This is a genomic window from Amycolatopsis sp. CA-128772 (assembly GCF_002904295.1).
Taxonomy (GTDB): Bacteria; Actinomycetota; Actinomycetes; order Mycobacteriales; family Pseudonocardiaceae; genus Amycolatopsis.
Genome location: NZ_PPHG01000086.1, coordinates 233,125 through 248,679, shown reverse-complemented (window position 1 = coordinate 248,679; position 15,555 = coordinate 233,125). Strand labels below are relative to the sequence as shown.

16 protein-coding genes are annotated in these 15,555 nt (G+C 71.4%); 5 read left to right on the top strand and 11 right to left on the bottom strand.

Translation table 11 applies throughout. The features are described 5' to 3' along the window. The 3 genes from C2L59_RS37745 to C2L59_RS49965 all read right to left on the bottom strand — a co-directional run. On the bottom strand, nt 1-1,082 hold a 1,082-nt coding region (locus C2L59_RS37745; RefSeq protein ID WP_103354370.1), incomplete at its 3' end, for a hypothetical protein. Then, the gene (locus C2L59_RS37740) at nt 1,079-1,579 is read right to left on the bottom strand and encodes an RNA polymerase sigma factor (protein WP_146060483.1); all 501 of its coding nucleotides are present in this window, start codon (nt 1,577-1,579) and stop codon (nt 1,079-1,081) included. The genes C2L59_RS37745 and C2L59_RS37740, both read right to left, overlap by 4 nt. Nucleotides 1,580-1,664: 85 nt before the next feature. Continuing rightward, nucleotides 1,665-1,793: a hypothetical protein gene (locus C2L59_RS49965; protein ID WP_255410332.1), complete on the bottom strand. Its 129-nt coding sequence runs from the start codon at nt 1,791-1,793 to the stop codon at nt 1,665-1,667. Nucleotides 1,794-1,986: 193 nt separating this feature from the next. Here C2L59_RS49965 and C2L59_RS37735 point away from each other — a divergent pair, with 193 nt between their 5' ends. Then, nucleotides 1,987-2,601, top strand: coding sequence for an HAD family acid phosphatase (locus C2L59_RS37735; RefSeq protein ID WP_103354368.1), 615 nt, complete (start codon nt 1,987-1,989; stop codon nt 2,599-2,601). A gap of 3 nt (nt 2,602-2,604) precedes the next feature. Here the strand turns inward: C2L59_RS37735 and C2L59_RS37730 are convergent, their stop codons facing one another. Then, complete coding sequence (locus tag C2L59_RS37730; protein ID WP_103354367.1) at nt 2,605-3,528, bottom strand: LacI family DNA-binding transcriptional regulator; 924 nt, start codon at nt 3,526-3,528, stop codon at nt 2,605-2,607. Between the two features lie 142 nt (nt 3,529-3,670). Between C2L59_RS37730 and C2L59_RS37725 the strand changes: the two genes are divergently transcribed. Then, the gene (locus C2L59_RS37725) at nt 3,671-4,846 is read left to right on the top strand and encodes a CaiB/BaiF CoA-transferase family protein (RefSeq protein ID WP_103354366.1); all 1,176 of its coding nucleotides are present in this window, start codon (nt 3,671-3,673) and stop codon (nt 4,844-4,846) included. 25 nt (nt 4,847-4,871) lie between these two features. Here the strand turns inward: C2L59_RS37725 and C2L59_RS37720 are convergent, their stop codons facing one another. Then, nucleotides 4,872-5,627 carry a CoA ester lyase gene (locus tag C2L59_RS37720; RefSeq protein WP_199199472.1) on the bottom strand — a complete coding sequence of 252 codons (756 nt, stop codon included), beginning with the start codon at nt 5,625-5,627 and terminating at the stop codon, nt 4,872-4,874. A gap of 109 nt (nt 5,628-5,736) precedes the next feature. Between C2L59_RS37720 and C2L59_RS48335 the strand changes: the two genes are divergently transcribed. Next, complete coding sequence (locus C2L59_RS48335) at nt 5,737-5,898, top strand: hypothetical protein (protein ID WP_199199458.1); 162 nt, start codon at nt 5,737-5,739, stop codon at nt 5,896-5,898. Here the strand turns inward: C2L59_RS48335 and C2L59_RS37715 are convergent. The 4 genes from C2L59_RS37715 to C2L59_RS37700 all read right to left on the bottom strand — a co-directional run bounded on the left by C2L59_RS37715 (nt 5,889) and on the right by C2L59_RS37700 (nt 11,714). Beyond that, nucleotides 5,889-6,398: an HAD family hydrolase gene (locus tag C2L59_RS37715; protein WP_233223896.1), complete on the bottom strand. Its 510-nt coding sequence runs from the start codon at nt 6,396-6,398 to the stop codon at nt 5,889-5,891. The two genes, C2L59_RS48335 and C2L59_RS37715, sit on opposite strands and share 10 nt — an antisense overlap. A 271-nt stretch (nt 6,399-6,669) precedes the next feature. Further along, the gene (locus C2L59_RS37710; protein WP_233223894.1) at nt 6,670-7,437 is read right to left on the bottom strand and encodes an SDR family oxidoreductase; all 768 of its coding nucleotides are present in this window, start codon (nt 7,435-7,437) and stop codon (nt 6,670-6,672) included. A gap of 58 nt (nt 7,438-7,495) precedes the next feature. Then, nucleotides 7,496-11,080, bottom strand: a complete 3,585-nt coding sequence (locus C2L59_RS37705) for a discoidin domain-containing protein (RefSeq protein ID WP_103354364.1) — start codon at nt 11,078-11,080, stop codon at nt 7,496-7,498. Nucleotides 11,081-11,273: 193 nt separating this feature from the next. Further along, a complete protein-coding gene (locus C2L59_RS37700; protein WP_103354363.1) occupies nt 11,274-11,714 on the bottom strand; it encodes a helix-turn-helix domain-containing protein in 441 nt (146 codons plus the stop codon). 129 nt (nt 11,715-11,843) lie between these two features. Here C2L59_RS37700 and C2L59_RS37695 point away from each other — a divergent pair, with 129 nt between their 5' ends. Next, the gene (locus tag C2L59_RS37695; protein WP_103354362.1) at nt 11,844-13,040 is read left to right on the top strand and encodes a thiolase family protein; all 1,197 of its coding nucleotides are present in this window, start codon (nt 11,844-11,846) and stop codon (nt 13,038-13,040) included. Nucleotides 13,041-13,108: 68 nt separating this feature from the next. Here the strand turns inward: C2L59_RS37695 and ligD are convergent, their stop codons facing one another. Continuing rightward, nucleotides 13,109-14,044: a non-homologous end-joining DNA ligase gene (gene ligD / locus C2L59_RS37690; protein ID WP_103354361.1), complete on the bottom strand. Its 936-nt coding sequence runs from the start codon at nt 14,042-14,044 to the stop codon at nt 13,109-13,111. 180 nt (nt 14,045-14,224) lie between these two features. Here ligD and C2L59_RS37685 point away from each other — a divergent pair, with 180 nt between their 5' ends. Continuing rightward, entirely contained in the window at nt 14,225-14,920 is a 696-nt protein-coding gene (locus tag C2L59_RS37685; protein WP_233223892.1) for a PHP domain-containing protein, read from the top strand. A gap of 110 nt (nt 14,921-15,030) precedes the next feature. On the opposite strand, the gene C2L59_RS37680 is transcribed toward C2L59_RS37685, so the two are convergent. Then, on the bottom strand, nt 15,031-15,486 hold the full coding sequence (locus tag C2L59_RS37680; protein WP_103354360.1) for a hypothetical protein: 456 nt from the start codon (nt 15,484-15,486) through the stop codon (nt 15,031-15,033). Between the last annotated feature and the right edge of the window lie 69 nt (nt 15,487-15,555).

Below are 15,555 nucleotides of genomic sequence, written 5' to 3'. Positions count from 1 at the left end.
CGGAAACTCGTGTGCACCTCACCCGCGTTGTCGAGGAACAGCGGTTTGCGCGCGGGCAGCGGGTCGTGGGCGTCCTTCGAGAGGTCGCCGTCGATGCGCCAGACGCGCTGCGGCGGCTCGCGCCGGTCGAACCGGACGTTGAGCTCGAAGCTTTCGCACAGGAATTCCGGCGTGCAGCAGTAGAACGGGGCCGGCAGCTCGGCCAGCCGGATGCGGAAGAAGAACTCGTGCTGGTCCCCGGCGTCGAGCGGCTGCGGCGGCCGCAGGGTGAAGGCGACGCGGGTGGAGCTGACCAGGCGCACGGAGTGCACCTCGCCGCCGGCGACGACGTCGATGCCGAGGCCGGACAGGTCCGGCGGGCTCGTCGTGCTGGCCGGGCGGGCGAGGGAGATCGCGTGCTCGATCTCGGCCAGCCCGGCGACGTGGCTGACCACCTTGCGGGTTTCGAACACCTCGGCGGCGGTCCCGGTCAGGGTCAGGTTGACCGCGAGGTCCGAGGTGTGCCAGGGACCGTCCTGGCTGTTCGCCGAAACACCCCCGAACGGCGACGGCGCCCCGTACGCGGCTTCGGCGATCAGGTAGATCACGTCGTCGGCGCGACGCTGCATGGTGCGCACGTTGCGGTCGGCCCCGGTGCCCAGCAGCTCCAGGCGCTGGGTGTAGCGCTCGTTCGCGCCGGTGCCGAAACCCAGCACGATCCGCGCCGTTTCCCGCTGCGACCCGGGCAGTTTCTCGATCAGCCGGCGAAGCGTGTCGACGACCTTGCCGCGAACCGTTCCGGCGTTGTCCTCTTCGCGGACACCGCACACTTCGCGCAACCGTTCGCCGGCGATTGCGGGCAGGTTCTTCGCCTGGACACCGAGCCCCTTGCGAAGCAGTTTCAGCTCCGCCGACAAGGCGTCGACCTTCACCTCAGAGCCCCTCCGCACCGCCGACGGCTCGCCGCCTTGCGGCACCTCCGCACGTCGCTTCACCCGTTCGAGCATCGCCTCCACATCCGTGCGCGCGCTCAGCTCGCGCGCCAGCTCGGCATCGGCCTGCCGCAGAACAGCCTCCACCTCGGAGTGCTCATCGTCAGTCACGACAGACCTCCCTCCAACCTCAGCTTTTCCGCGATGTCCGCCAAGCCATAACGTCGGTGCGAACGAACTGTTCCCTCGCTGATCCCCAGGTTCTCCGCGATCTCGCCATCCTCGACGCCGTCGAGCCAAGCCGAAAGCACCTCACGCCGCCGGAGGGACAGACCAGCCAGCAGCTGGGTCACCCTCGTTTTGGACTCGTGTTCGATGACCGGATCATCGTCGTAGTGCCGCAACGCCGGGTGCCGGTCCTCGATGTCTTCGGGCAACACGTCGAGCTGCTGCTTGACGATCGTCAACGCGTGCCCCCGCGCCGTTGCCCGGACCCAGCTGACCGGGTAAGAGATCTTGTTCCAACGCTCGCACAGGGTGGTCATCGCCTGTTCCACGGCCTCCGACGCGCAGTCCGGGCTGAAACCGAGCCGGACGAGGTGCTGGATCTCCGAGAGCACACGCGCGCGGAAGAACGCCTCGAAGGCATCCATCGCGTCATCCGCCACCGTAGGCTCCTCCTCCGATCCATCGTCCCCCGTCGAGTCCGGCACCCGGCTCAACCCACCACATGGCTTCGGTCACGATCCGACGTCAACGCCGGCGACCGAGTACCACCGCGAGCAGCACGATCAGGCAGGCCGCGATGACGACCACCGCGACCGACTGCGTGGCGACGTAGAGGCCGCTCAGCGCAGCGACGGCTGCATTGCTGACGATCACGAAGACGTCCTTGCCGTCCCCGGGATCCGGGTCTTGCGGAGGCTGGTTTCCGCGGTTTGGTGCGAGGCTCATGTAGTCCTAGAGGAGAAACCGCCTCTTCCGTGCAATCCGCGCCGGCGCACCCGGAAAACATGAAAGAACTTCGGCTACTTGCCGGTACGTTCACCCCCACCCGGCTGGTGGACCAGCTGCCATGTCGTCGACCTCGAAGGCCCGCCTCGCCGTGGCCGGTGCCGCCTCTGCCGCTCTGCTGCTGCTCGGGAGCGCCGGCGTCGCCGATGCCCGGCCCGGCAGCGACGCGCAGGCCGTGGCCGCCGTTGCTGATCCGGCCTATGCCACCTGGATCGCCGATGTCGCCGCCGTCACCACGCCCGCCGCCGGGTATCTCGAGCAGCGGCTGGGTGTGCCCGGTGGGCGGAACGCCGTTGTGCTCGACATCGACAACACCAGCCTGGAGACCTACTACTCCGGCGGGATCACCACCCCGGCCGTCAAGCCCGTGCTTGCGCTCGCCACCCTGGCCAAAGCCAAGGGGGCCGCGGTCTTCTTCGTCAGCGATCGCACCGAACTGCTGCGGTGGCCCACCGAAGGGAACCTCAAGGCGGTCGGGTACGCCTTCGACGGGCTCTCCCTGCGGCCGCTGTTCACCTTCGATCCCGTGCAGGCCACCAAGACCAAAACGCGGGCCGCCATCGACCAGGCCGGCTACACCATCGTCGCGAACGTCGGGAACAACCTTACCGATCTCGATGGCGGCCACGCCGAACGCACCTTCAAGCTCCCCGACTACAACGGCGTCCTTCCCTGACGCTCAGGCGACCGGCGCGATCGTCTCCCCCGCGACCGGCGGGCAGGTGAGCAGCCGGTGCTCACCGGCCCCCGTGTCCACCACGCACGCCAGCAACCGCACCGCCTCTCGGCCCAGCGCCCGGCGCGGCACCTCGAAGCCGCTGACCTCCGGGCCCGCCGCTCCGTCCGGCGGGCGGCCCAGCACCGCCAGCGAGACGTCGCCGGGGACCTTCGCCGCCGCTGCGAGCAGGACCCGCTGCGTCGCGGCGAACACCGCTTCCTCGACCACCAGCGCCGTCACGCCCTCGGCGAGCCAGCCGCGGACCACCGCCGCGTCGAGGTCGGTGCCGTCGGTGCGGACCACCAGGCCCGTTCCGGTGCGGATGCCGCGTTCGCGTTCGCGCGCCGCCGCCGTGTCGGCCGGCTCGCGCAGGTAGCGGACCCGGTGGTGGCCCGCCCGCGTCAGCCGGGCGATCACCTCCGCCGAAGCCGATGCGTAGTCCACGTCGACGCAGGGCACGCGGGCGTCCGGGCGGCGTCCGATGTGGACGACCGGGAAGCCGGTTTCGAGCAGCTCGCCCGGGACGGGGTCACCGAGGAACAGGCAGCCGTCGGCGAGGCGGGTGCGGCGGACCGGCGCCGGGCCCGGCGCGGTGAACATGATCAGGTCCTTGCCGAGCGCGGCCGCCTCCGCTTCGACGCCGGCGAGCACCGGCTGGTGCGCCTCGAACGCCGGGGTGGCCGCGCAGATCCCGAAGAGGTCGTGGCACGCCGGGCGTTTCACCAGCGGATCGGCGTACCCGAGCCGCCGGGCGGCCTCCAGCACCCGCCGCCGCGTCGACTCCGCCAGCCGGATCCCGGTGCGGTTGCCGCCCAGCACGACCGACACCGTCGCCTGGGAAACCCCCGCCACGCGGGCGATGTCAGCCTGCCGCACCCTGCCCATCGGGTACCTCGCTCGCCGGTCGCGGGGACAGCTGATCCGATTCAGCGTGCTGCCGGGCCCCGGGACCGTCAACGGCTTTGCCCGATACTCCAGCGGATCCGGCCCGCACTTACCGAGGGACCGCGGGTGGCAGGATGCGGCCATGCCTTCCCTGCCCCTCGACGGCGTCACCGTCGTGTCGTGCGAACAGGCCGTCGCGGCGCCGCTGGCCACCCGGCACCTGGCCGACCTCGGCGCCCGGGTGCTCAAGATCGAGCGGCCCGGCAGCGGCGACTTCGCCCGCGCCTACGACGAAACCGTGCACGGCCTTTCCAGCCACTTCGTCTGGCTCAACCGGTCCAAGGAAAGCGTCACGCTCGACCTCAAGAGCGACGCCGCCCCCGGCGTGATGGCCGCCCTGCTGGACCGCGCCGACGTGTTCGTGCAGAATTTCGCGCCCGGCGTCGCGGACCGGCTCGGGCTCGGCGCCGCGGCCCTGCGCGCCACCCGGCCGCGGCTGATCACGTGCTCGGTGTCGGGCTACGGCTCGACCGGGCCGTACCGCGACGCGAAGGCGTACGACCTGCTCATCCAGTCCGAAGCCGGGCTGGTTTCGGTCACCGGGTCCGCGGCGGAACCGGCCAAGAGCGGCATCCCGGCCGCGGACATCGGCGCCGGGATGTACGCCTTCTCCGGCATCCTGTCCGCGCTGTACGACCGCGAGCGCACCGGGCACGGCACGGAACTGGAGGTCAGCCTGTTCGACTCGCTGATCGAATGGATGGGTTTCCCGCTCTACTACACCGGTTACGGCGGGACGCCGCCACCGCGCACCGGCACCAGCCACGCCGCGATCGCCCCGTACGGGACGTTCGCCGCGGGCGACGGCACCGAGCTGGTGCTGGCCGTGCAGAACGACCGCGAGTGGGCGGCGTTCTGCGAGCACGCGGTCGCCCGCCCGGACTGGGTCACCGACGAGCGGTTCGCCACCGGCAGCGCCCGCGTGGTGAACCGGACCGCGCTCGAACGGGAGATCGACGCCATCTTCGCCACGCTGTCCGGCCCCGAGCTGGAGGCCCGGCTGACCGCCGGCCGGATCGCGCACGCCCGCCGCCGCGAGCTCCCCGACGTCCTGGCGCACCCGCAGCTCACCGCGCGCGACCGGTTCGCCGAGGTACCGACCCCGGCCGGCCCGATCCGGGCGACGCTGCCGCCGATCACGGTCCCCGGCCGGGCACCCCGGATGGACGCGGTGCCGGCGCTGGGCGAACACACGGACGCGGTCCTCGCGGAATTCGGCTTCGACGCGGAGGCGTTGCGGCGTCGGGGATCGGTGTAGCGCGACGGTCCGCCGCGGCGGACCGTCATTCGCCGAGGATGCGCCGGGCGCGGGCCACCACCGGCTTGTCCACCATCCGGCCGTCCACAACGGACACCCGCTCCCCCGCCGTCAGGACCCGGCGCGCCCACGCGCGTTCCGCCTCCGTCGGGGCGAACGCCGCCCGGACCGGGGCCACTTGACGCAGATGGAAGCAGAGCTTGCCGCCGAAGCCCAGGCGGCGGGCGTAGCGGGCGTCGGATGCCAGCCGCTCGTCGTCGTCCAGATCCGTGGTGACGCCGTCGATCGGTGGCGCCGGCCCGGCCGCCGCCGACGCGATCACCAGCCGCGAACGCGCGTAGGCGAACGGCTCACGGTCGTCCGGGTCCACGCCCAGCTCCGCCGCCAGGTCGACGCTGCCGAAGGCCAGCCGGGTCACCGACGGCACCGCGGCCAGCTCACCGGCGCGTTCCACCCCCAGTGCCGTCTCGGCCAGGGCCACCACCTCGCGGAACCCGGCCAGTACCCCGGGTGTCTCCGCCTTCGGCACCACCACCGGGACATCCCGCGCCGCCACCAGTTCGGCGTCCGCCTCGAACCACGGGGTGCCCGGCGCGTTGATCCGGACCGCCGCCCGATGACTCTCGAGCCACTCGCTCACCGAAGCCCGCGCGGAGTCCTTGTCCGCCGGGGCGACGGCGTCCTCCAGATCCAGGAGCACGACGCCGGCGCCGCCGGCCACGGCCTTGCCGAACCGCCCGGGCCGGTCGCCGGGCACGAACAGGAAGGTCGTCGCGGCCAGCCGGTCACCATAACGGGTATGGGGTCCGGCGGCGCCGGACTGCGTGATCGCCCGATGCGGGCGGGGTGCCCTCAGGCCGATCGTCGGTTCGACGACGAAAGGAGCCGCCATGCGAGGCGACTGGATCCACGACTGGGTGCAGGTCGAGCTGGACTACCGGGCGGGGGAGCCCCCGGCGCCGCTGGTGCGGGCCGCGAAGGAGCGCCGGCCGGGGAAGTCCCGGTGGGCCGGGTGGCTGCGGCCTCGCCGGGTCCGGGTGCGTCAGGCGTGACGGCGGTCAGCGGGCCGCGGCGTGGACCCGCTCGACGACCGGGAGCAGACCGTCGAGCCCGGGGCGGACCGCGTCCGCCACCGCCGGGTCGTGCGGGTCGGGCGTGGCGGTTGATCCACACGCGCGGGATGGGTCTCACCGATCAGGTCGCGGTCGCAGTTGGTCAGCAGCGCCAGGCGCCAGCCCGCCTCCCGCAATCCGGCGAGCGCCGCCCGGGTGTCCGGGAACACCGGCCAGTACGGCAGGCCGGTCCCGAGCACGGACGCGTCGTCGGGCACCAGCTCCAGCCCGGCTTCGGCCGCGGTCCGGCGCAGTGATTCGGCCAGCACCTCCCGGTACCGCCGCACCGGCGTTTCGGCCTGCACCTGCGGCTCGAACCGGTTGTAGACCTCCAAGAGCTCGCCGCCGCGGCCGGGGAAGAGCAGCTCGATGCCGGTGGCCATGCCGTGCCGCCAGTCCACCAGCGTGCCGAAGCAGTCGAACGTCGCCCAGCGGATCATCGTGCGCGCTCCTCCCGGCCGGTCAGGTCGCGTCGATCTTCGCCGACCCGGTGGCGGTTCGCGACCGGCAGCCACCAGCCACGCCGCCCGGAACTCGCACGCCCCTCGAGCAGCAACCTTCCCGCTCGTGTTGCGGAAGCGGTTCTCCGGGTCGTTGAACAGCCGGTTCGTGCTGTCCGTCCACACGGGAAGCTGCGCCAGGCAGTAATCGGCCAGGGCAGTGAAGCTCCCGGGCAGCGCCGCGGTCGGCCGTCGCGCGACCCGGTGATGGTCAGGAAGCGTGACCGGCTTGCCCGGCCAGGTACTGCCGGAAGGTGATCACGCCGTCGCGGTGGCCGGGGGTCAGGTGGCCGCCGTCGGCGTAGGCCCGGAATGTCTCCCCCGGCACCTTCACCGGCAAGATCCGCCGGGGCCGGCCGCTCGCTTCGCCGACCGCCGCCGCCAGCTCCGCCGCCGTGAGGATCTCCGGGCCGCCGAAGTCGGGTGCCCGGCCCGCCGGCTCGGCCAGGGCGAGGTCCGCGAGCCGGTTCGCCACGTCGCGGACGTCCACCGGCTGGAACGAGACCCGGGGCACCGGCACCACCGGCAGCCGGGACGCGCCCGCCAGCAAGCCGCGGACCAGGCCGTGGAACTGGGTGGCGCGCTGGATCGTGGCCGGCAGCCCTGAAGCGGCGATGAGCTCCTCGGTCTCGCGCTTGGTCCGGTAGTAGCCGAGCGGCACGCGGTCGACGCCGACGATCGAGACGTACACCAGGTGCGGGGCACCGGCCCAGCGCGCCGCCTCGACGAGCGTGCGGGCGAGGGCCGCTTCGCGCCCGAGGTAGTCGGTGGCGCAATGGACGACCACGTCCATCCCCGCCACCGCGCTGTCGATGCCGCGGCCGGTCCGCAGGTCGCCCCGGACGACGTCCGGGCCCGGGCGCCGGCTGAGCACGCGAACCTCCTCCCCCGCCGCCCGCAGCCGCGCCCCGACCGCCGAGCCGAGCCGACCGGTCCCGCCCGTGACCAGGATCCGCACGCCGACCACCTCCAGCGCCATCCTGGCACGGCTCGGGCCCGCCGGGAACGGCTTCCCGGCGGGCCCGCCCAGCCCTGCGTCAGCTGCGGTTGATGGTGAACGTGGTGGTGCGGTTGCGGATGTCTTCGGCGTTGTCGCTCAGCGTGAGCCCGGTGAAGGTCGCCGAGCCGACGGCCGGGCCCTGGCCCGGTTCCGGCAGCTCGTTGACCCAGACACCGATCCCGGACTTCGCGTCGAAGGCGTCCCCGCTGCGGTGGGCGCCGGTGATCGACACGTTCGCCAGCACGGTGTCCTCGACCGGGTGCTCCGGCGTGGTGCCGTCGTACTTGGTCTGGAACATGATGCCGCTGTAGGTCGGGCTCTGGATGTCCACATCGGACACCCGGATGCCGCGGAACTCCTTGGACGCGGAGAACAGCCAGATCGCCGGGAACGCCTGCTGGCCCCAGAAGTGGCCGCCGTCCCGGACCAGCGAGGCGTTCTGGACCGTCGTCGGCTGCGGCCCGAACCCGAGGAACGGGTAGCCGAAGTCGAGCGAGCTGATCGTGATCGCCGAGTACGTCAGCGTGTCCGCGATGTAGAGGTTCCGGAAGGTGTTGCTGTACCCGCCGTACACCGCCAGCCCGGCTGCACGCCAAGGCGTGAGCGCGGTCAGGTTCTCGAACACGTTGTCGTACTGGTTGCCCTGGTTGAGGTCCGTGGCGGCGAACAGCGCGAAGCTGTCGTCCCCGGTGGACCGGGCCTCGTTGTTGGTGACGTGGTTGCCGGTGCTGCCGTTGGTGAGGTTGACGCCGTCGGCGAAGGTGTCGCGGATCCGGGAGTTCTTGATCGTGGTGTTGTCCACGTTCGTGCCCCAGACCATCACCACCTGGTGCTCGACCCAGATGTTGTCGATCGTCAGGTTGGCGACGTTCGTCAGGTTGAACACCTTGCCGGGGCCGTCGATGCGGGAGGTGTAGTTGCCGAAGACGGCGAACCCGCTGAACGTCGAGCCGTTGGCGCTCGCCTGGACGTCGACGCCGACGTCGGTGTTCTCCTGGCCCGAAGGCGCGGAGAACTTCGTGAACCACGGCCCGGCGCCGGTGACCGTGACGGCCTTGCCGTAGACGTTCAGCTTGCTCGACAGCGAGTAGTTCCCGGCCGGCAGGTAGACGCCGGTGAGCGTGCTGTCCTGCCGGACCTTGTCGAGGGCGTTCTGCACGTCCTGCTGGGTGAACCCGGCGGGCACCGCGAAGCGCGCCGGATCGGGGTTGGCGACGGCGGTGGCCTGCTCGAAGTTGACGAAGTCGAGCGCGTAGTTCGTGGTGTTCGCCGCGTCCTTCTGCAGCTTGATCCGGCTGCCGGCGGGCACGGTGGTGCCGAGCAGCGCGCTCGCCTCGTCGTAGATGTGCCGCGGCCCGGCGCCCGGCGAGTTGCCCGGGCCGGTTTCGGCGCCGTAGAGCCACGCGTAGTGCGAGGTCAGGTCGATGGCCTTGAGGAACGTGCCGTTCACGTAGACGTTCAGGGTCGCGTTGATCCCGCCGCCGCCCGCGCTGTCCGGGATGGAGAACCGCGTGACGAGGGTGTTGGTCGCCGCGCGGGTGGTGAACTCGACCGACGAGCCGGTCGAGTTCAGCGTGACGGCCCTGCGGCCCGACGCCTCGCCGGCGAGGTCGCCGATCGTGCGGTTCGGGCCGACCACGGCCGCGCCGCCCGCGAGGACGCCGTCTTCGGCCTCGTACACGTCGTAGGGCATGTTCGCGCCCCGGCCGGCGAACAACGACTGCGTGCTGGTGTTGTTGCCCTGCTTGACGGGCAGCTCGTTGGCGTCGTTCGCGACGACCGTCTTGACGGTGTACCGGCCGTTGACCGCGGTCCAGGTGCCGACGGTGACCGGTGCCGCCGTGGCGCCGGCGGCGATGGTCCCGGTGTAGCTGCCGGTCAGCGTCTTGACGACGGTGCCGTTCTGGTCGGTGATCGTCACCGTGACGCCGTGGGCACCGCCCGCGGACGCGACCGTGCCCTGGTTGCGCAGGGTCGTGGTGAACGTGACCGTGGTGCCCGCCGACGGGTTGCCCGGCGACCACGCCGTCGCCGCGACGAGGTCGGAGCTCTGCACCGGGCTCACGACCAGCGCCGTCGAGCTCGTGTAGGAGTTGTTGGCCTCGTTCTGTTCGATGACGGCGTTGGCCTCGTCGGCCTTCGCGGTCAGCGGGTAGCTGCCCGCGTCCCGGGTGCCGATGTTCGCCGACACGGTCGCCGAGGCGCCGGCCGCGAGCGCGCCGACGTTCGCCGTGCCGACCTTGGCCGTGCCGAGGTAGAAGTTCACGTTCGTGGCGCCCGAGGCCGCCGTCCCGGCGTTGCGGACGGTCGCCGAGGTGGTGATCGCGTCGGTCTCCACGGGGTTCTGCGGCGACCAGGAAACCCCCGAGACCGTCAGGTCCGGGTTGGGCGCGGGGACGCCGAAGACCTGGAACTCCGCGACCTGCCCGCCGCCCGCGCCGGAGTTGGCGGTGACGCGCAGGCGGACGTCGGCGGCGCGGCCGGACAGCGGGATCGTCACGGTGTTGCCGGTCGCCGGGCTGAAGCTGTAGCTCTGCGCGGCGGCGAGGGTGGTGAAGGCGGCCGCGCTCTGCTCACGGCCTTCGACGGCGATCGTCTGGGTCCGCGGGCCCCACGCGGGGTCGGGGTTGAGCTTCACCACGACCTGGTTCACGTCGGCGTTCGAGCCGAGCGCGACGGTCAGCAGGTTCGGGTACGTCCCGCCGCCGCCTTCCCAGTAGGTGGTCAGGGAGCCGTCGTCGGCGTTGCCCGCGACGTACGTCCATTCCGTGGAGGACGCCGTGATCGGCTTGCCCAGCGCCAGGTTCGTGCCGGCCTGCGTGCCGGTGCGCGTCACGGTGTTGCTGTTCGCCGACTGGTTGCCGGCGGCGTCCTTCGCGCGGACGTAGTACGCAACGGTCGTACCGTCGGGCTGCGTGTCGGTGTAGGTCAGCACGTTCCCGGCGACGCTCCCGCGGAGCTGGTTGTTCGCGTAGACGTCGTAGCCCGCGACGCCGGTGTTGTCGATCGACGCCGACCAGGTGAGCCGGATCTGGCCGCTGGCCGGCTGGGTGTAGGCGAGGTTGCCGGGCGCGGACGGCGGCTGGGTGTCCCCGCCGGCCGGGCCGTGCACCTCGAACTCGGACAGCTGGGCGGCGGGCCAGCCGGTGTTGGCGCTGACGTTGAGCCGGACGTACCGGGGCTTGCCGGTGACGTCCACGGTCACCGTGTTCGCCTTGGCCGGGTCGAACACGTACCCGGCCGAGGGCTTCAGGTCGGTGAAGGTGGTCCCGTCGGTGCTGCCCTGGACGCCGAAGGTCTCGGTCCGGGCGCCCCAGTCCGCGGGCAGCTTGAGCACGAGCTGGGCGACGTCGGCCGGAGCACCGAGATCGGCCTGGACCCACTGCGGGAACTGGTTGTTCGCGCTTTCCCAGTAGGTGGCCGGGTTGCCGTCGCCGACGTTCGCCACGGGATAGCCGGCGAGCTGGCTGCTCGCGGTGTAGACCGCGGACGCGGCTTGGCCGGCCGGCCGGCCCACGGGGGCGGCGGCCGGAGTTGCGCTCGCCGGCGCGGCGGCCGTGGCCAAGAGCAGGGACAGGGCGGCCAAGGCGGCCGCGGGGGACAACACACGCTTCGTTCTCATGCGGTTCCTCTGATCCGGGGAGGGGAGGGAGACGAAACCGGAATCTTCCGGACAGCTGCAGTGATTTACCGATCATCTGTCAGGTTCTTGCACTGATTCGTTCAAGAGTTACAGTGACGCGGGTCTCAAGTCAACGTCCGGGCACGAGAAAGGCCTCCTCGCCGCGAAGCGAGGAGGCCTTGGTCGGGTCAGCTCAGGCGCGAACGGCACCCAGCCGGATCGCCCGGGTGCCCGGCGCGTCGACCGGGTCGCCGCAGTGCGCGCAGACGGTAACCGGGACGAGCACCTCACCGCAGGCGTGGCGCCAGAGCGTGGGCGGTTCACCCTGGTGGACGTACCGGTCGCCCCAGGCCATCAGGCCGAGCAGGATCGGCTGCAGCGCGCGGCCGGCTTCGGTCGGGTGGTACTCGTGCCGCGGCGGGTGGCTCTCGTACTGGACCTTCTCGAGCACGCCGGCGTCGACGAGCTTGCGCAGCCGCGCGGCCAGGATGTCGCGGCTGGCGCCGGTGTTCTCGGCGATCTGGTTGAACCGCCGCTCCCCCAGCATGATCTCGCGCAGGGCCAGCAGGCTCCACCGTTCGCCGACCACCTCGAGAGCTTCGGCGACCGAGCACTCGCGACCACGCCGGACCATGCCACCTCCACGGATTGAAAACCCAACCTAGCACGTCAAGCTCCTGTGACTTGACGAACACGTAAGTTGTGGAATCCAACTCGGGGGGCGTATACCGGGAACACCCCGATCTGCGAGGAGGCAGACGCCATGACGGACGCGGTGATCGTCGACGCGGTACGAACGCCGATCGGCAAGGGCAAGCCGAACGGCACCCTCGCCGGGGTCCACCCGGTCGACCTGCACGCCCACGCCCTGCGCGCGCTGGTCGAGCGCACGGCCCTCGACCCGGCCCGCATCGACGACGTCATCAGCGGCGCGGTCGGCCAGATCGGCGAGCAGAGCATGAACACGGCCCGCTGGGCGGCCCTGGCCGCCGGCCTGCCGGAATCGGTCCCGGCGGTGACGATCGACCGCCAGTGCGGCAGCAGCCAGCAGGCCATTCACTTCGCCGCGCAGGGCGTCATGGCCGGCTCTTACGACGTGGTGATCGCCTCGGGCGTCGAGTCGATGAGCCGGGTACCGATGGGCAGCCAGGCGGCCGGCCGCGACCCGTTCGGCCCCCAGGTCGCCGCCCGCTACCCGGACGGCCTGGTCCCGCAGGGCATCAGCGCGGAGCTCATCGCGGCGAAGTGGGGCTTCACCCGGGCCCAGCTGGACGAGTTCGCCGCCCGAAGCCACCAGCGCGCGGCCGAGGCGTGGTCGGACGGCAGGTTCGCGCGCGAAGTGGCCCCGCTGAAGGCCCCCACCCCGGACGGCGCCCTCGTCGACGTGACCACCGACGAGACGGTCCGGCCCGCCACCACCCCGGAGATCCTGGCCGCCCTGAAGCCGGCGTTCCGCACGGACGTCTGGGAGCAGCGCTTCCCCGACCTCCACTGGCACATCACGGCGGGCAATTCCTCCCCGATCAACGACGGCGCGGCCGCCCTCCTCATCACCAGCCCCGAGACGGCGAAGGCCCTGGGCCTGAAGCCCCGAGCCCGGATCCACAGTTTCGCCGTGGCCGGCGACGATCCCCTGCTGATGCTGACGGGCATCATCCCGGCCACCCACCAGGTCCTGGCCAGGGCGGGCCTCACCCCATCGGACATCGACGCATTCGAGGTCAACGAGGCATTCGCCAGCGTGGTCCTGGCCTGGCAGCAAGAGATCGGCGCGGACCCGGCCAAGGTGAACATCAACGGCGGAGCGATAGCAATCGGCCACCCCCTGGGCGGCAGCGGAGCCCGCTTGATGACAACGCTGCTGTCAGTGTTGGAGCAGACCGGCGGCCGCTACGGCCTCCAGACGATGTGCGAGGCAGGTGGCCTGGCCAACGCAACAATCATCGAACGCCTGACCTGACCGACCGCCGGCTGCCCGACCGGCAGCCGGCCGTCGTCACAATCAAGCTTCGGGGTGGGCAGGAACCCTCAATCAGCCACCTCGACACCATCCCGATCAGCCCACTCAAGCAACGGCTCAAGAGAAAACACCGCCTCGTCGATACCGGCGTGAAGGTCACCCACCTCGGCAAACCGCCCCGGAACGGTGGCAATGGTGAAATCCCCCGGCTCGGCATCATCGATCTCCTCCCACCGAACCGGCGCCGACACCGTCCCTTCGGGATTCCCCCGCACCGAGTAAGCACTGGCGATCGTGTGATCACGAGCGTTCTGGTTGTAATCGACGAAAAGCATCCGAGGATCCCGGTCCTTGCGCCACCAGGTGGTCGTGACGTCGTCGGGAGCCCGCCGTTCCACCTCCCGCGCAAAGGCCAGCGCGGCCCGCCGGACATCGGCGAAACCCCACCGCGGTTCGATCCGGACGTAGACGTGCAACCCGCGCCCGCCCGAGGTCTTCGGCCACCCCACCGCCCCGAGCTCATCGAGCACCTCATGGGCAACGTGCGCAACCCGCCGGACCCGGTCGTACCCGCACCCGGGCATCGGATCGAGGTCGATCCGCCACTCGTCGGGCTTTTCGGTGTCGGCCCGCCGCGAGTTCCACGGGTGGAACTCCACAGTGGACATCTGCACGGCCCAGGCGACGTGCGCGAGCTCGGTGACGCAAAGTTCGTCGGCGTGCCGGTTGTACCGCGGGAAGGTCACCCGGACGGTCTCCAGCCAGGGCGGCGCGCCGTTCGGGACGCGCTTCTGGTGCACCTTCTCCCCCGCCACGCCGGACGGGAAGCGGTGCAGCATGCAGGGGCGTTCGCGCAGGGCGTTGACGATGCCGTCGCCCACCGAGAGGTAGTAGTTGACCAGGTCGAGCTTCGTCTCGCCGCGGGCCGGGAAGTAGACCCGGTCCGGGTTGGAGATCCGCACGGTGTGCGGGCCGACTTCGATCTCTACCGCCTTGGCCGCCATGGAGGAGACGCTAGCCCAAAACCGTCGCTACGGTGGGTCGGTGAGCCTGCCGACGGACGGTCACGTCCACACCGAATGGTCCTGGGACACGATCACCGGGTCGATGCTGGGCTCGTGCGAGCGGGCGGTCGAGCTGGGCCTGCCGTCGGTGGCGTTCACCGAGCACGCGGACCTGACGCCGTGGCTGATGCCGGAGCCGTCCGGCCGCTGCTGCCGGACCACTTCCGGGTGCGGCTGCGCCCGGACGGCGTCCTGGAGCCGCCCGAACTCGACGTTGCGGGCTACCTGGCGTGCGTCGAGGAGTGCCGATCGCGGTTCCCGTCGCTGCGGATCCTGTCCGGTGTGGAGCTGAGCGAGCCGCACTGGCACCGCCCGCGCGCCGACGCGCTGCTGGCGGCCCACGACTTCGACCGGGTGCTCGGCTCGGTCCATTCCCTCCCGGACGGTGCGCACCACCGCGAGCTGACGGTGGTGGCGGACCGGCCGCCGGCCGAGCTGCTGCGGGCGTACCTCGGCGAGGTGCTGGGCTTGGTCGAGTCGACGGCGGACTTCGCGGTGCTCGCGCACATCGACTACGCCCTGCGCTCGTGGCCGGGCGAGGGGCCGCCGTTCGTGGTGGGCGAGTTCGAGGAGGAGTTCCGCACGGTGCTGCGGGCGCTGAAGGCGAGCGGCCGCGCGCTGGAGGTGAACACGAAGGTGCCCCTGCCGGGCGAGGTGGTCCGCTGGTGGTTCGAGCTGGGCGGCGAGGTGGTGTCGTTCGGCAGCGACGCCCACGAGCCCGCCCTGGTGGGTCACGGTTTCCGGGAGGCGGCGGCCCTGGTGGAGGCATGCGGCTTCCGCCCCGGCCCCACCCCCCACGACTTCTGGCGCCGCTGACCCCGTCCCGTCGAAGCGACAGGTCTGACGTGGGCTCTACCTGCGGAGCTGGAGTCCGGCCGGGTGGGCCGAGGGTGCAGCAGGCTCGTGCTCATGGGTGTGCAATTCCGCTACTGGATCCGGGCCGCGGTGATGAGCGCCGCGTTCCGCCGTTCGAGCGCCTTGACCGCCCCGCCGTTCCCGCTGTCGGCGAGGGCCTGTGAGAAGGGATCGGGGAAGATGTCGTCCTTTCCCTTGGCCAGCCCGTCGAGGATGGCTGCGGCCATCGACTGCGGTGACGCCTTCGGGATCTGAAGGTCGCGGACCATGTCGGTGTCCACGGGGCCGGGCAGCACGGCGCGGACGTCCACGCCCTGGCCGGCGAGGGTGGCGCGCAGGGACTGCGTCAACGAGAAGGCGGCCGCCTCGGAGTTGACTGCGAGGTGCCGCTCGAGGGCGGCTCGATCAGCCAGCTCTTCGTAGCCGTAGACGCCCGCGTTGTTGATCAGGACATCGAGCGAATCGACGGTCTCGGCGGCGAGGGTGATCCGAGGGGTCTCCGTCAGGTCCAGGACGAGTTTCGACAACAGCGTCCTTCCGTGGTTCGGGCTCCCGCGGTCCCTCCCCCGCGGCTGACCTCCCGGCCCGGCGCAAGC

Coding starts and splice junctions, on each gene's coding strand:
- C2L59_RS37725 (WP_103354366.1), top strand. CDS start 3,671: ATGCCTTCCCTGCCCCTCGACGGCGTCACCGTCGTGTCGTGCGAACAG.
- C2L59_RS37730 (WP_103354367.1), bottom strand. CDS start 3,528: ATGGGCAGGGTGCGGCAGGCTGACATCGCCCGCGTGGCGGGGGTTTCC.
- C2L59_RS37700 (WP_103354363.1), bottom strand. CDS start 11,714: ATGGTCCGGCGTGGTCGCGAGTGCTCGGTCGCCGAAGCTCTCGAGGTG.
- ligD (WP_103354361.1), bottom strand. CDS start 14,044: ATGGCGGCCAAGGCGGTAGAGATCGAAGTCGGCCCGCACACCGTGCGG.
- C2L59_RS37705 (WP_103354364.1), bottom strand. CDS start 11,080: ATGAGAACGAAGCGTGTGTTGTCCCCCGCGGCCGCCTTGGCCGCCCTG.
- C2L59_RS37715 (WP_233223896.1), bottom strand. CDS start 6,398: ATGATCCGCTGGGCGACGTTCGACTGCTTCGGCACGCTGGTGGACTGG.
- C2L59_RS48335 (WP_199199458.1), top strand. CDS start 5,737: ATGCGAGGCGACTGGATCCACGACTGGGTGCAGGTCGAGCTGGACTAC.
- C2L59_RS37710 (WP_233223894.1), bottom strand. CDS start 7,437: ATGGCGCTGGAGGTGGTCGGCGTGCGGATCCTGGTCACGGGCGGGACC.
- C2L59_RS37735 (WP_103354368.1), top strand. CDS start 1,987: ATGTCGTCGACCTCGAAGGCCCGCCTCGCCGTGGCCGGTGCCGCCTCT.
- C2L59_RS37695 (WP_103354362.1), top strand. CDS start 11,844: ATGACGGACGCGGTGATCGTCGACGCGGTACGAACGCCGATCGGCAAG.